This window comes from Thalassotalea sp. PP2-459, assembly GCF_001913705.1.
Lineage (GTDB): Bacteria > Pseudomonadota > Gammaproteobacteria > Enterobacterales > Alteromonadaceae > Thalassotalea_C > Thalassotalea_C hakodatensis.
Genome location: NZ_MKQD01000019.1, coordinates 41,597 through 55,569, shown reverse-complemented (window position 1 = coordinate 55,569; position 13,973 = coordinate 41,597). Strand labels below are relative to the sequence as shown.

At 37.4% G+C, this 13,973-nt stretch carries 12 protein-coding genes; 1 reads left to right on the top strand and 11 read right to left on the bottom strand.

The genetic code is table 11. The features are described 5' to 3' along the window. The 8 genes from BI291_RS03690 to rimK form a co-directional block, all read right to left on the bottom strand. Complete coding sequence (locus BI291_RS03690; protein WP_074496404.1) at positions 1 to 2,409, bottom strand: DUF748 domain-containing protein; 2,409 nt, start codon at positions 2,407 to 2,409, stop codon at positions 1 to 3. A gap of 180 nt (positions 2,410 to 2,589) precedes the next feature. After that, on the bottom strand, positions 2,590 to 4,137 hold the full coding sequence (gene ahpF / locus BI291_RS03685) for an alkyl hydroperoxide reductase subunit F (protein ID WP_074496403.1): 1,548 nt from the start codon (positions 4,135 to 4,137) through the stop codon (positions 2,590 to 2,592). A gap of 71 nt (positions 4,138 to 4,208) precedes the next feature. After that, positions 4,209 to 4,772, bottom strand: a complete 564-nt coding sequence (gene ahpC, locus BI291_RS03680) for an alkyl hydroperoxide reductase subunit C (protein WP_074496402.1) — start codon at positions 4,770 to 4,772, stop codon at positions 4,209 to 4,211. 367 nt (positions 4,773 to 5,139) lie between these two features. Beyond that, positions 5,140 to 5,313: a YqaE/Pmp3 family membrane protein gene (locus BI291_RS03675; protein WP_074496401.1), complete on the bottom strand. Its 174-nt coding sequence runs from the start codon at positions 5,311 to 5,313 to the stop codon at positions 5,140 to 5,142. A 163-nt stretch (positions 5,314 to 5,476) separates the two neighbouring features. Further along, on the bottom strand, positions 5,477 to 6,337 hold the full coding sequence (locus BI291_RS03670; RefSeq protein ID WP_074496400.1) for a mechanosensitive ion channel family protein: 861 nt from the start codon (positions 6,335 to 6,337) through the stop codon (positions 5,477 to 5,479). Beyond that, a complete protein-coding gene (locus BI291_RS03665) occupies positions 6,337 to 6,780 on the bottom strand; it encodes a RimK/LysX family protein (protein ID WP_074496399.1) in 444 nt (147 codons plus the stop codon). Before BI291_RS03665 ends, BI291_RS03670 begins: the two co-directional genes overlap by 1 nt. Then, complete coding sequence (locus BI291_RS03660; protein ID WP_074496520.1) at positions 6,777 to 7,811, bottom strand: succinylglutamate desuccinylase/aspartoacylase family protein; 1,035 nt, start codon at positions 7,809 to 7,811, stop codon at positions 6,777 to 6,779. The genes BI291_RS03665 and BI291_RS03660 overlap by 4 nt, the downstream gene beginning before the upstream one ends. A 36-nt stretch (positions 7,812 to 7,847) precedes the next feature. Continuing rightward, on the bottom strand, positions 7,848 to 8,753 hold the full coding sequence (gene rimK / locus BI291_RS03655; RefSeq protein ID WP_074496398.1) for a 30S ribosomal protein S6--L-glutamate ligase: 906 nt from the start codon (positions 8,751 to 8,753) through the stop codon (positions 7,848 to 7,850). A 105-nt stretch (positions 8,754 to 8,858) separates the two neighbouring features. Here rimK and BI291_RS03650 point away from each other — a divergent pair, with 105 nt between their 5' ends. Next, complete coding sequence (locus BI291_RS03650) at positions 8,859 to 9,701, top strand: LysR family transcriptional regulator (protein ID WP_074496397.1); 843 nt, start codon at positions 8,859 to 8,861, stop codon at positions 9,699 to 9,701. 158 nt (positions 9,702 to 9,859) lie between these two features. Here the strand turns inward: BI291_RS03650 and BI291_RS03645 are convergent, their stop codons facing one another. Genes BI291_RS03645 through BI291_RS03635 form a run of 3 tightly spaced genes read right to left on the bottom strand, consistent with a single transcriptional unit; the run spans position 9,860 to position 13,858 of the window. Further along, positions 9,860 to 10,747: a GGDEF domain-containing response regulator gene (locus BI291_RS03645; RefSeq protein ID WP_074496396.1), complete on the bottom strand. Its 888-nt coding sequence runs from the start codon at positions 10,745 to 10,747 to the stop codon at positions 9,860 to 9,862. Then, positions 10,747 to 11,160: a response regulator gene (locus BI291_RS03640; protein ID WP_074496395.1), complete on the bottom strand. Its 414-nt coding sequence runs from the start codon at positions 11,158 to 11,160 to the stop codon at positions 10,747 to 10,749. The genes BI291_RS03645 and BI291_RS03640 overlap by 1 nt, the downstream gene beginning before the upstream one ends. Then, positions 11,153 to 13,858: a PAS domain-containing sensor histidine kinase gene (locus BI291_RS03635; protein ID WP_074496394.1), complete on the bottom strand. Its 2,706-nt coding sequence runs from the start codon at positions 13,856 to 13,858 to the stop codon at positions 11,153 to 11,155. Before BI291_RS03635 ends, BI291_RS03640 begins: the two co-directional genes overlap by 8 nt. Positions 13,859 to 13,973: the final 115 nt, after the last annotated feature.

Sequence of the window (13,973 nt, the reverse complement as noted above, 5' to 3'; positions counted from 1 at the left end):
TTAATCTAACGAAAAGGTTAATTTTCCTAGTGCTGAATTAAGATCAATTTCAGTGGAACACGACACTATTCTGTCATGACTGACTTGTTTTTCATCAACAAGATAATCAATAAACGTTTCTAACCTTTGTTGCCCAAGTTGTCGTACTTCTGCTAATTGTTGCGGGGATAAATTACCCTTGCGTTGTTCACCTTGAACATCCGCTTTGCCAATTACTGGGCATACGGTCATTTGAATATGATCTTTATCGGTTAAAATTTTAGCGACATCATCAGCAAATTTTTGTTGTTTATCCGCTAGCGGTACTTGTTTTGCTGAATAGTTTAAGTCATCAACATTAATGGCAAATAAAGAATCTCCGGCCATCATAGCGACAGAAATGATATTGGAATAAGGCACAAATGTTTGCATTAAATAATTTCTTGCTCCTCGCTTTAATGCCTTTGTTGTGATCAAAGAGACAAAACCTGATAAACCAAAATTAGGATCATCAAAATGGCCGGTCAGTGGTATATCAATCGTTATATTACCTTTTGAATCGGTTAATTGACCGATTGCTACGTTTAGTGGCACTAAATGGTTACTTGTGACTTTGTGTGTTTGACCAATATGCGGTGATAGCGCAATGGCTTTAATATTTGTTGCAACCTTTCCAGAAATGTCATTGTTATCTACAGTAAGATTTATGATTGCGTTTAGCTGGCCTTGTTTTATTTTGTGGCCAATAATATCTACCACATAAGGTGAAAATTGTGTCAAGTTAACGGTTTTCATTTCCCCTTTAATTTTCAGGGTTTTCGCCGGTTCAAAAGGCGTTATTTCACCTTCCATTTTTACCATTGAGCGTTTATCTAAATGCCCAAGTAACTCAAAACGTGCCGGCTTTGCATTTTTTTCCGACGATATGTCATGAACCACTAATGTTTCCAGCACAATATCTTGAATAACAGGCTCTGATGCAGTGAAATCATGCAATATCACATGAGAGTCTCCAGAGATATCAAGCTTATTAATGGTTAACGCTATCGCGCCTTTATCATTTTCAGGGGTATTGTCATCACCTTCAGTTTGGACAATAGTTTCTTTCTCAGCTGTTATTGATTTTTCGTTGTCTTCATTCTTTTGATTAGTTAATACTAAATTTTCAATAGCATTAGTTTTTGTTTTATATAGTGTCACTTTATCAACTTTTGCCACAATCTCTTCAAAGGTAACTCGTGATTGATCAATCGCCGCGTTGCTAAAATCAATTTGATGGAAAGTTAGCAAAGGTTTTAACTCAACTATATTTTTTGATAACGTTTCTGGCACCTTAGACTTCTGTGAAACCTTACCGTCAGATAACAATAAATTTTGAAACGTCAGTTGAATATTTTCTGGGTCGGCTAATTTAATTTCAGAGCCTTGTAAATTAAGCGCTTCAAGTGAAAAAATTAAATCATCGGATTCAGGTTGGCGCCATAAAAGTTGTTCAATAGAAGCTTGAGAATACAACGTACCTTCAAGAGACTGTGTCGGGCTTTCCCATTTTATTGAGCTGTCATCAAGGGTTAGCTGGAATTTGTTTGCCTTTAGGATAGTTGGCTGCTTATTAACCTCAATAGGCAAACTAAGCTCACTACCTTTTATCGACGATTTACCTAGGTTAATGTGCCATTGTTCATCTTCTTGAGTGATTTTTGCCGACAGTTCAGTATTAAACTTACCTTTAGCGGTTTTATAGGTTTCAGGTAACCATTGGTTTAAGGCATCAATGTTGACACCTGCTTTCATTGTTTCAATATCTAACGTAACGGCTTCTGTCGTTTTTTTAAATGATGAGATCAACGCAAATTCTTCGTTGTTCAACATACTTTGAAGCGATACATCACCGATAACGCCTTTAGCATTCAATAGCGTGTTAGACAGGGTTAGCTCTGCAATTTGCCATTGATGTACAGTATTCGCTGCCAAATCAATATTGAAAGCTAATATGCGCATATTGTTTAACATCACATTTGATTCGGAAGCACTTTTTGCTTCTGTATCACTATCTGCAGATTTGGTAGGATCCCAACCGGCAAAGGTAAGACCGTTTTCTGACCATTGAGCGCTTAATGTACCGCCGTTTACAGTGCCTTGTTCAACCACAAGGTTACCTTTAATTAATTGCCGCCATTGCAAATCAACAGCAAGTTCATCAATAACTAAAAATTGTTTAGATTGATGAGCTAATGTCACTGACTCTACATTGATCGATAAAGTAAAAGGGTTTAAACGTACCTTTTTGATGTCAGCAATTAGCGCACTGTTTGGTAAACCTTTATTGACAAAATAGGTAACGAGCCCCGCCGTGCCTAAAGTTAGATAGGCAAAAAGAATTGCAAATACAGTACTGATACCAATAATAACTTTGTATTTTTTAATCATAAATCTCAATGTTAATAGGTGAATGTAAAAAAACTTAATTAAAATTTGTACGATAGATTAATCAAAATGAGAGCTGTTCTTATGCTACTTACCTTGTTCCGTGATATCAACGTGATTCATCACCTAAAATAAAAAAAGCCTACTATCTAAGTAGGCTTAACAAGCTATTGCAGTAAAAATTTACTGACGTATTAAGTGATCAAACGCTGAAAGTGCTGCTTTTGCTCCTTCACCCATTGCTACCACTATCTGTTTATAAGGAACAGTTGTTACATCACCACAAGCAAATATACCAGGTTCCGACGTTTGACCTTTTTCATCAATGATCACTTCACCGTGTGGTGTTAATTCCACAATACCTTTAAGGAACTCGCTATTAGGTAACAAGCCTATTTGAACAAAAATGCCCGCTAGGTGTTTTCTATGCACTTGATCTGTTGTTCTATCAAGATAATCAATGGCAACAACCTTACCATTATCAGCAATAACTTCTTTCGCTGCTGCATTATTGATCAAGGTGATATTATCACTTGCTTTTGCTTTATCAACCAATAACTTATCAGCTTTAAAATCAGATAAAAACTCAAAAACAGTCACATGATTTACCATACCAGCTAAATCTAACGCAGCTTCAATACCTGAATTACCACCACCAACAACAGCAACGTCTTTGCCCTTAAAGAAAGGCCCATCGCAATGCGGACAATAAGCAACACCGTTACCGACATTTTCTTTTTCACCTGGTACACCAAGTTCCCGCCATTTTGCGCCAGTCGCAATAATTAATGCTTTTGTATTAATAACCTCACCAGTAGATAAGGTAAGAGATTTCGTCTTTCCTTTTTCAATCTTATCAACGCGAACATGCTCTTTTAGCGTAATATCGTATTCGGTTAGATGGCTATAAAGGTTTTTGGTTAATTCAGTACCTGTCGTTTGAGGTACGGAAATTAAATTTTCGATACCTACCGTGTCTTTTACTTGCCCGCCAATGCGATCAGCAACCATAGTGACTTTAAGGCCTTTTCGGGCTGCGTAAATTGCAGAAGCCACACCAGCAGGACCACCGCCTATTACGGTAATATCTTGTAAGGGAAGTGCTTCAGTTTCTGTGACTTGTGAAATAGTTGGAAATTTTTGCAACAACTTGTCTAATAACTGAGCCGTATCCACTTTACCATTGGCAAATAACTCACCATTTAAATAAACGCTTGGTACACCTTGTATGCCACGTTCTTCAATTAACGGTTGAAATTCACCGCCATCAATCATCTCGCTACTAATATTCTCATTAAGTAAGGCGAACTGATTTAACGCTTGCACTACATCCGGGCAGTTATGACAGCTTAAACTAATAAACACCTCAAAATGTAAGGGCTGGTCAACACTTTTAACCAATGTTTGCACATGCTTATCTAGTTTTAATGCTGTGCCTGATGATTGTAATATCGCCAGCACCAGTGAATTAAACTCATGACCTGAGGGTGTTCCAGAGAACTCTATACCATTACGAACACCATCAACTTCAAGCTCGAAAGAAATAGGACTACGTAAAGCGTTATCACGCTCTACTAACTGCAATTTATCACTGACTGATACTAGTTGAGTTAAGAAGTCTTTGAGTGCACTACGTTTTTCATGCTCACCCGTTTGTAAAACAAGTGTCACATCATTTGCCATTGTCGCGGTGTAAGTTTTTAATGCATTTAAAATATCGTTAGTTAACATTGTTTTACCTTTATATCATTCAATAGGGATGGTGAAAGGTGAGCACGACCGCCCACCTAAGTAAAAAAGTCTTAAATCTTGCCGACTAAATCTAAGCTAGGCGTTAAGGTTGCTTCACCTTGTTCCCAAGCTGCCGGACAAACTTCACCGTCATTTTCTCGTACGTATTGAGCAGCCTTAACTTTGCGTACCATATCTTTTGCAGAGCGACCAATGCCTCCTGCATGAATTTCAGCTACTTGAATAATGCCATCTGGATCGGCCAAAAAAGTACCTCGATGTGCCATATGATCTTCTTCGATCATCACATCAAAACCGCGCGTTATTTTGCCCGTTTGATCGCCAAGCATTGGAAAGTTAATTTTGCCAATAGCATCACTTGAGTCATGCCACGCTTTATGTGAGAAATGTGTATCGGTTGACACGGCATAGACTTCCACGCCCAATTGCTGTAATTCTTCATATTGATTTGCCATATCTTCTAACTCTGTAGGGCAAACGAACGTAAAATCTGCTGGGTAAAATAAAAATATCGACCATTTACCTTTAACCCCCTCAGATGATATTTCAGTAAATTCACCATTTTGGAACGCTGTCGCCGTAAATGTTGGGATTGATTGACCAATCTTCGCCATGAGTATTTCCTCTTTTCTTAAGTTGATGAAGCAAAAGTGCTTCGATGAGGAAATGATAAACAACACCAGTTGATTAGGAAATTAGAATAACTTGATTTTAACGTTCGGTTTTTCTGAATGTTAAGTCAGCACCGTAAACCGTAAATAAATACCAGCGACTCAAAAATGAAGAGAAAGCGAGTACTCACTTTAATCAACTCAAGGAAGGATTTAATTGAGGATTTAAATAAAGATGAATGATTTACATCGTTTAACGATGAGATAAAAAGTTTTAGTCAGAAAGCTTTGAATAAACGATTCATTTGCAATCAGTGATCAATAACTAGGGCCTGTTGATCACTGATTGCTAATTTAGGTTCGCGTTACGTTAATAATGCTCTTGTTTTGTAACCAACCAAACAGCATGAATAACAGCAGGCACCCAGAAAATAAAACACAGAATAATATTAATTAATAAATCTTGTCCTACGCCTTTTTTCAAAAACACGCCAATAGGTGGCAGTAATACAGCTAAAATTATCAGTATGAGTTTATTGTCCATTCTACACCCTTATAATTAAGTTCAATTAAATTTGTACGCACTTATTATCTGATAGCTTTCTTCGCAAAAATGCATTGCTTTTTGTAGCTTAACGTTGATGTTAACGACTGACAAGGTTATGCAATATGATTTTGCTTCGCCGTTACCTGTGAACTAACAAGTCTTATTTTTTTCGGCTAATTTCAATAGCGCCGTCAAGATGAATATCACGTTGTGGAAATGCCACGACAATACCATCTTGATTAAATTCTCGATTTAAGGCAAACCTAATATTACTAGCAACATGTCTTAATCCCCCTTCAACTTGAGAGTTAATCCAAAAGTACACTTCAAACACTAACGCATTGTCACCAAACTCTTGGAAAAATACTTGTGCCTTAGGTGATTGCAATACTTCCTCTTGTTCATTCGTGACATCTAACATAATACGGGCAACTTGATCACAGTTGCTGCCGTATTGTACGCCGACACTGACAGTTCCACGTATCAATTTATCACGCAATGTCCAGTTAATAACCGTGTTTTCAAGCAGCTTACTGTTGGGGATCAACATATGTACACCATCTACCCGCCGAACTCGGGTAGAGCGAGTATTTATTTCTTCGACCACGCCTTTTACACCTTCAAGCTCAAGAAAGTCTCCGATTCTAATCGGTTTTTCTCCGATCAAGATCCAACCACTAATAAAGTTATTTATGATATTTTGCGCACCAAAACCAAAGCCAATGGCAATAGCACCCGATAAAAAAGCAAAAGCTGTGATAGGTACTTTCAAAACAGCTAAAGTCGCAAAGAAAATAGCCACGAGTACTACCACATAAAGCACTCGCTCAATGAGCTGAATAAAGTTTGGATCTTTATTCCTCGCTTTAAGTACATTGGCGACCTTGCTAATCACCAATTTTGCCGCAATCAAGCTTACGATAATCCAAAGAGGTACAGCTAATACCTCAATCACCGTGACAGTTTCTTCATTAAAGGTGAACAATGGATAGTCTAATAAACGACGTACATCACTTAACATTAGCATTCTTCCCCTATATCGGAAGCAACAAATACATTAGCGGCATCAACATAAAAATGCGAGCCTAAGGCTTCACGGCCTAATAGCATCAGATAGGTCATGTCTGATCTATCTGTAAGTGTTATTTCAATGTCCCATTCAAAGTCACCGAGTTTTGCACCCGTTTTAATCACATAACGTTGTTCACTAATACCATTGGATGATTTTATTTTACGCACATCATGCACTAAGGCTTTACGCCGAACCACCTTTTGAACGTTATGTATTTCAGGATGAATATCAAACGCCACTCCTGGTTTATTACCGATTTTTATTCGTTGAATATTATCAACATGTAATGAAGATGTTTGTGCGCCAGTATCAACCCGTACCGTGAGCTGGTTTATCTCAAGATCTGGCAGGTTTACCGTTTCTAATCGACCTATTATGATTCTTTCATTCATATTAATGCTTCACTATTATCAATATTACCAATGAGCTCTTCTTCAATGGTATCAATATGATCAACAACATGCTGATCATCCTCAGAAAAGAACGCAATGTGGTACATTGCTTCACCTTCTTGTACTAATGGGATATTCTGTTTTCCTATAATAACACCATCTTTATTTGCTATTACCTGCCCTAACACTTTGCCAAATGGCGAACCGATATCGGCAAGCACATCGCCTTTTTTCACTTGATCACCCAGCGAATAATGGTGAGTTACAATGCCGCTAGCATTTCCTCTCACCCAACCACTATGATTGGCAATAAAGTGATTTTCTTTACGTTTTGCCGTTCGACGTTTCGGCATCATTTTTAAGTGTCGCAATATATTCACAATACCTTTGATACCCGCACGAATTGAAAATTCATCAAAACGCAAGGCTTCGCCCGCTTCATATAGTAAGACTTTAGTGTCATTAGCAACCGCTGCTTCTCGTAATGAACCATCAATAATATTTGAATGCAAAATCACCGGAACACCAAATATTTTAGCCAACTCAAGCGTTTCTTCATCAGCAAGATCCGCCCTGATCTGGGGTAAATTAGAACGATGAATAGCCCCAGTATGCAAATCAATACCATAATCGCAATGACTAACAATTTCTTTTAAAAATATGTTCGCCACTCGACCTGCTAATGAACCTTTCGCTGAACCAGGAAAGCAACGGTTTAAATCTCGTCTATCAGGCATATAGCGACTTTGATTTACCATGCCATATACATTTACCATCGGAACGGCGATAAAAGTACCTGCACTAATTTTAAATCCTTTTAAATTAATCAACCGGCGAATAATCTCTACGCCATTCAATTCGTCACCATGTACTGCAGCACTGACAAAAATCGTTGGCCCTGGTTTCTTTCCCCGCACAATATAGACAGGTAGATGAACATCCATATCGGTATATAATTTTGCTACTGGTAAGGCAATATTTTTTATTTCTCCGGGCAAAATAATATGTTCGCCTATTTTTAGTTCATTCAACACATCTCTCCTACAAAGGTGTTATAAAAAAGGGACTTACCCTTTTCCACGCATTCTATTGCTGGTGGTTTTTGCACTTTTTTCAATAAATTCAATTACTTTAGATGCAACATCTAAGCCCGTTGCCGTTTCTATACCTTCTAGCCCTGGAGATGAATTCACTTCCATTACCATTGGGCCATTATGAGAACGTAACAGGTCTACGCCACAAAAGTTTAATCCCATCACTTTGGCTGCATTTAAGGCAGTTAGGCGTTCTTCTTTACTCAGTTTGATCACCTCTGCCGAACCTCCGCGGTGTAAGTTAGATCGAAATTCACCCTCTAGACCTTGACGTTTCATGGCCGCTACTACACGTCCCCCCACGACTAAACATCGAATATCAGCACCGCCAGCTTCTTTAACAAACTCTTGAACTAAAATATTAGCCTTTAACCCCATAAACGCTTCAATAATACTTTCAGCCGCTTTTGCAGTATCTGCCAGCACTACGCCTATCCCTTGCGTACCTTCAAGTAATTTGATCACGAGTGGTGCGCCACCTACATTTTTAATTAAATCTTTGATGTTATCGGCCTTACTGGCAAAGCCTGTTCGTGGTAAGCCAATGCCTTTACGCGATAATAATTGTAAGGAACGTAGCTTGTCACGAGATCGACTAATGGCCACAGACTCATTCACATTAAAGGTGCCCATCATTTCGAATTGTCTTGCAACAGCAGTACCATAAAAAGTTACTGATGCACCTATACGTGGAATTATCGCATCATATTTTGGTAATTCTTCACCATGATATCGCACCGTCGGCCGACTACTGGTGATATCCATATAACAATGTAGGGTATCGACGATATCGACTTCATGTCCTCGTGCTATACATGCCTCTTTTAAACGGCGGGTTGAATATAAATTTTGATTTCTCGATAAGATAGCTATTTTCATTTTTTTCACTCTCAATCTATTTGGTGGCAAGATAATTGAAAAAACATGATTATTAAAACGAAATAAAATAAACTGTTTAATAAATTTTTCTTATTAAAGCATAGTATGAAACTCGCACTTTTAAGTACTTTTTTAGAAGTTAGTCAAACCTTGCATTTTCGCGTGGCTGCTGAAAATTTATTCATCACTCAAGCAGCGGTGAGTACCCGCATAAAACAGCTTGAACAAGAACTAGGTGTAATGCTTTTTGATCGAACTCATAAGCGCTTAACACTAACGGCAGAAGGCCATCGTTTAATAAAGCATGCTAACGACATGATTATTATGTGGCAAAAGCTAAAACAAGAGGTTGGCGTTGCACAAGCAAATTCAGCCCAATTGTTCGTTGGCTCTATGATGTCTATCTGGGATATTGTGTTACAAGACTGGTTGCAGAAAATTCATCGAAACTTAGATGATGTACACCTGATCACGCATACGTTCTCGCCAATGGAACTTAGAAAACAGGTTATTAGTCGACTCGTTGATATTGCGTTTTTATTTGAGCCGCCTTACGTTGAAGATTTAGTCACAGACAAAGTCAGCAGCGTACCATTACAATTGGTTTCAACAGATAGTACCGCGCAGTTGAACACGTTAAATAATATGGTGATGGTAGATTATGGCGAATCCGTCAACGCGCAATTTTTACGTGAATTAGGTGATATGGCCGTAATTAGGCATAACATGAGCCAACCGAGGATCGCTTTGAACTTCATTTTAGAAGCAGGAGGATGCGCTTATTTGCCAAAGCAAATGTGTTTTGAACATTTACGTAAAAACAAGTTATTTCTTGTACCTCAATCACCTGAGTTTAGTCGCGATATTTACGCAATTTATTTGGCGAAAAGTCACAAAGAAGCGCTCATTCAAGATGCGTTACAACTCTTTCCTTACATGCGTACCTAACGGCACGCTTTAATAAGTTTAATAATTATATTTCAAGTGTTTGATAAAATATTTCTATTAAACACTAAGATCTGTTGCTCTTTCGAAATTAAATGTTGTTCGAACTAAACGCGAAAGACCAACAGCCCTTAGCTATTTGACTATAAAATTTAATGTTTTTATTTATTTTCACGTTTTGCTGCGTACATTGCAGCATCTGCTTTTTCGAATATGGTTTGTGTATCCTCGCCGTCGATCCCCATAACAGCACCACCAAAACTCATGGTAATATTAAGCTCTAGTAATTTCTCAGTTGACGAAGCTAGCGCATAAACACCACACAGCTTTTGTTTTTTAGCTTCAATAAACAATGCTAAATCTTGGTGATTATTAATGTGGGGGGCAAGAATAACAAATTCATCACCGCCAATACGCGCTACGGTATCTGATACTCGATTAAACATACGTAGTCTATCCGCTAATAACTGTAAAATGCGATCACCTACTAAATGGCCAAATTCATCATTAATTGGTTTAAAATTATCTAAATCAATTAAAACAAGTGCGAATTTACTTTGGTAACGAATATATTCTTCATATTTTTTTTCGACTTGTGCCTCAAAAGCTTCACGGTTGTATAGTTGTGTTAATTTATCTCGTATTGCTTGTTCTTCTAATGCTGACTGAAATAAAAAACGCTCGCGAGCAAATAAAATTGTACGAGTGATTAATGTGCTAGAAAGCTCCTCTTTTTTTAGAAAATCTTGCGCCCCTAATTGAATCGCTTTAATCGCTATATCTTCATCACTACCTGTTAAGACGATAATGGGAGTTTTCTTAGCGAATGCCTTTATCTTAATTAACGTATCAAGTCCTTGGCTTTCAGGTAAATTGAGGTCAGTGATCAATACATCTGGCTCTAACAAATTAATAGAATTAGCCAGCGACTCTATTGAGCTAAAACATTGCACATTGAACGTTTGCGTTTCAACTTCACTAAGCTTTTGCTTTATTAGGTACTGATCTTCAGAACAGTCTTCAAGTATGGCTACAACAATTCGATTCATTAGCTAGCCTTTTCTGAAAAAGCGTTAACCTCGAACCAATACTCTGTCACGTTGTTTAATAACTTTTGAATACCAGACATTGAATTTGGTTTAAGCAAATAAGATTTAACGCCTAATTCATAGGCGAATTTTATGTCTTTATCATGTGAAGACGTCGTATAAATAATGACAACCATCTGGTTAAAATCTGGGTGGTGACTAATTTTTTTCAGCGCTTCAAAACCGCTTAGTTTAGGCATATTTAAATCTAACAAAAACACGGTGTTTAGCACGGTGTTATTTTGCACATAGTCAATAAACTCTAAACCATTACGTAAAACAGTAAGCTCAATAGTTAATGTCATTTGCTGACACGCAAGTTTGAAAAAATAAATATCATCATCATCGTCTTCAATGAGCACTAATTTACGCATAAAAAGCTCCTTGTTTAGGTAGGTACAAGGTAAATGTTGTGCCTTGGCCTTGCTCACTTTGGCAATATATTTGTCCTTCATGCACATTGATAATTTGCTGGCAAATTGCAAGTCCAATTCCACTACCTTCATATTCGCTATTAGCATGAAGTTTTTTAAACGGTTCAAAAATAGACTCTAAGTACGGTTCATCAATACCTATGCCGTTATCACTCAAGGTTATAATCGTTTCATGGTCACTTTCACGTAAGCGTATATCAATGATAGGATCTTGGTCAGTTTTCGCAAATTTTATCGCATTACCAATAAGATTCTGTAGTACTTGAACAAGTAATGTTTGGTCTGCCATCATTGTAGCGTTGTCGGGCGAAACATGAACTTCAGCGCCACTTTGCTCAATTAAAAATTGCAACCTATCACAGGCAACATTAACCACTTCTTGTAACTGACACTGCTTAATAGTTATGGCTGAGGTATTAATTCTCGATAATTTTAAAATATCTTTAATCATTGTTTTCATTCGCTCGGCAGCATTAATAAGGCGGGAGAATTCATACTCAGCGTCTTGATCATTAGCAATAATAGGTGCTAGCCGCTTGCTTAATAAACTAGAAAATGCCGTGATTTTCCGTAAAGGCTCCTGTAAGTCATGCGAGGCAACAAAAGCAAACCGTTCAAGATATTCGTTTGACTCTTTTAATTTCTGTAATAGCGTGGTTTGTTCTGTAATATCGACAAAAGTACCTAACATTAGCTCAGGTTGGCCAGATTTATTACGTTTTACAATGCAGTCGACCGAATAACACCACACCCAATGGCCTTCTTTATGTTTAAAGCGATAGGTTAATGGTGCCAATGCTTGCTCTTCATCATTCATGACATTATTGATATGTGTTTCTACATGAAGAACATCATCAGGATGAAATAATTGCATAAAATCGGCTGTAGCATTAATGTCATCAATGTTATAGCCTAGAATATCGGTGTAACGTTGATTTATTCTAACATTCACGTTTTGGCGGATATCAAACAGATACAGCCCACAAACCGTTGAATTAATAATCGTTTCGAGAAAGGCTTGATTTTCTTCTAACGCGATTTCACTTCGTTTTTGCGGGGTAACATCAATGGCTGTGCCGACAATTGCCGTGACATTTTTATGCTGATCAAATACGGGATATAGTGTTGCATTATACCAAGCACTTACACCGTTTTTTCTGATGTGTTCAAGGTAATCAAAAGGTTGTTTACTCGAAATACAGTGTTCATAGCGTTGTCTTATTTTATTGGCGACTTGTTCTGTTAACACATTACCTGATAACTGTGTAAGGGTGTAACCCGTGACTTCTGTTTGCATTAAACCAGTCCATTGGCATGCTGTATTGTTATATTCTTCAAACATAAAATCATGTTCAGGGGTAACCGACACTACCCAAACGGCATGACTCGTGCCGTTATAAATGGCATTTAAAAAATCTTTTTTTTCTTGATAAAGTTTTTCAAGTTTTTTTGTTGGGTCGATATTTCTCAAAGAGCCAGACATTAATAAAGGTTGGCCATTTTGATCAGAAAGACTGTTGCCAATACTAACAAACCAACTATAACGTTGATATTTATCACGGCCAACATACTCAACAACATATTGTTCCTTATCGCTAAAATGAGTATCGAGAGCATTCTTGACCTTATCTTGAAAATCAGGATGGATATGCGAGAACCAATCGTCAAAACTAGGTTCTTGTATCTCAGGTTTACCAATTAATTCCATAAATTTGGGTGAATATTCGACATGATTGTTTTTTATATTCCACTCCCAAATGCCATCTTCAGTGGCTGATATTGCTCTTGATAGGCGTTGATGAGATTCAAGTAACTCATTTTTTACTTGGGTAAATTCAGTGATGTTTTTAACCGCAATAAGTGTTACTAGTTGTCCTTCATGTTCTGCGCGATCAAGCGACAATTCAACAGGTACATGAAAATTTTTAATCGCCGATATTCTGCCATTAACAATAAGCTTTTCTTTATCTTTACGCGTTTCATCGGCTAAGTATTGCTGAACACTCTCTGTTGTATTCTGATCAAGTTTTACAATATCAAAAAGAGAAAAATCAGTTAATTCAGGCGTAATATAATGAGAAAATTCATCGGTAAAGGTTTGGTTATAAAATACGATATTATTGTCTTTATCTAGCATTAAGGTACTTACCGGGATGCTATTAAGAATAAATTTTACTAATTTTTGATTGGCTAATTCAGACTCTAATGCATCAACCGTTGCCCGGTTAACATTAAGCTGCTCTTTTACTTCATCAAATTGCGCTACCGTCGGCAAAGTAATGGCTGCGGGCATCAACTTATAGACATAAATCGCTGTAGCAACAGAAACAACCGCGGTGATCGCTTTACTAAGGCCATGATAACCATACACACCATGCCAAATAGTCCAAATACCAAAAATATGGGTGATTCCACAACATAAAATAAACAGGCTGAATAACCAAAACACACCTTGAAAGCCAATGTCTTTTCGTTTCGCTGAAAAAATCATAATTGCAACAGGTAAAGAGAAGTAGGCAAAAGCGATAAGAAAGTCTGATATAACATTTGTCCAAAGAATGTGAGGTTGCCACAAATAGCAGTGTCCGTGTGGCATATAGTCCCCGCGAAAAAATGACGAGAGGGTATTTATTTCCATTTGTAAGATCCTAATAAATCTGTAAAAAACAATTTAGCAGAGGCAATTTTTCGCTAAATTTAATAAGAGATACCTTAGGTATAGCACAAATCGCTTAATGTAGGTTTTGTGCTTT

Bases quoted from the DNA above. Each gene is read 5' to 3' on its own strand.
- BI291_RS03690 (WP_074496404.1), bottom strand. From the start codon at position 2,409: ATGATTAAAAAATACAAAGTTATTATTGGTATCAGTACTGTATTTGCA.
- ahpF (WP_074496403.1), bottom strand. From the start codon at position 4,137: ATGTTAACTAACGATATTTTAAATGCATTAAAAACTTACACCGCGACA.
- ahpC (WP_074496402.1), bottom strand. From the start codon at position 4,772: ATGGCGAAGATTGGTCAATCAATCCCAACATTTACGGCGACAGCGTTC.
- BI291_RS03675 (WP_074496401.1), bottom strand. From the start codon at position 5,313: ATGGACAATAAACTCATACTGATAATTTTAGCTGTATTACTGCCACCT.
- BI291_RS03670 (WP_074496400.1), bottom strand. From the start codon at position 6,337: ATGTTAAGTGATGTACGTCGTTTATTAGACTATCCATTGTTCACCTTT.
- BI291_RS03665 (WP_074496399.1), bottom strand. From the start codon at position 6,780: ATGAATGAAAGAATCATAATAGGTCGATTAGAAACGGTAAACCTGCCA.
- rimK (WP_074496398.1), bottom strand. From the start codon at position 8,753: ATGAAAATAGCTATCTTATCGAGAAATCAAAATTTATATTCAACCCGC.
- BI291_RS03650 (WP_074496397.1), top strand. From the start codon at position 8,859: ATGAAACTCGCACTTTTAAGTACTTTTTTAGAAGTTAGTCAAACCTTG.
- BI291_RS03645 (WP_074496396.1), bottom strand. From the start codon at position 10,747: ATGAATCGAATTGTTGTAGCCATACTTGAAGACTGTTCTGAAGATCAG.
- BI291_RS03640 (WP_074496395.1), bottom strand. From the start codon at position 11,160: ATGCGTAAATTAGTGCTCATTGAAGACGATGATGATGATATTTATTTT.
- BI291_RS03635 (WP_074496394.1), bottom strand. From the start codon at position 13,858: ATGGAAATAAATACCCTCTCGTCATTTTTTCGCGGGGACTATATGCCA.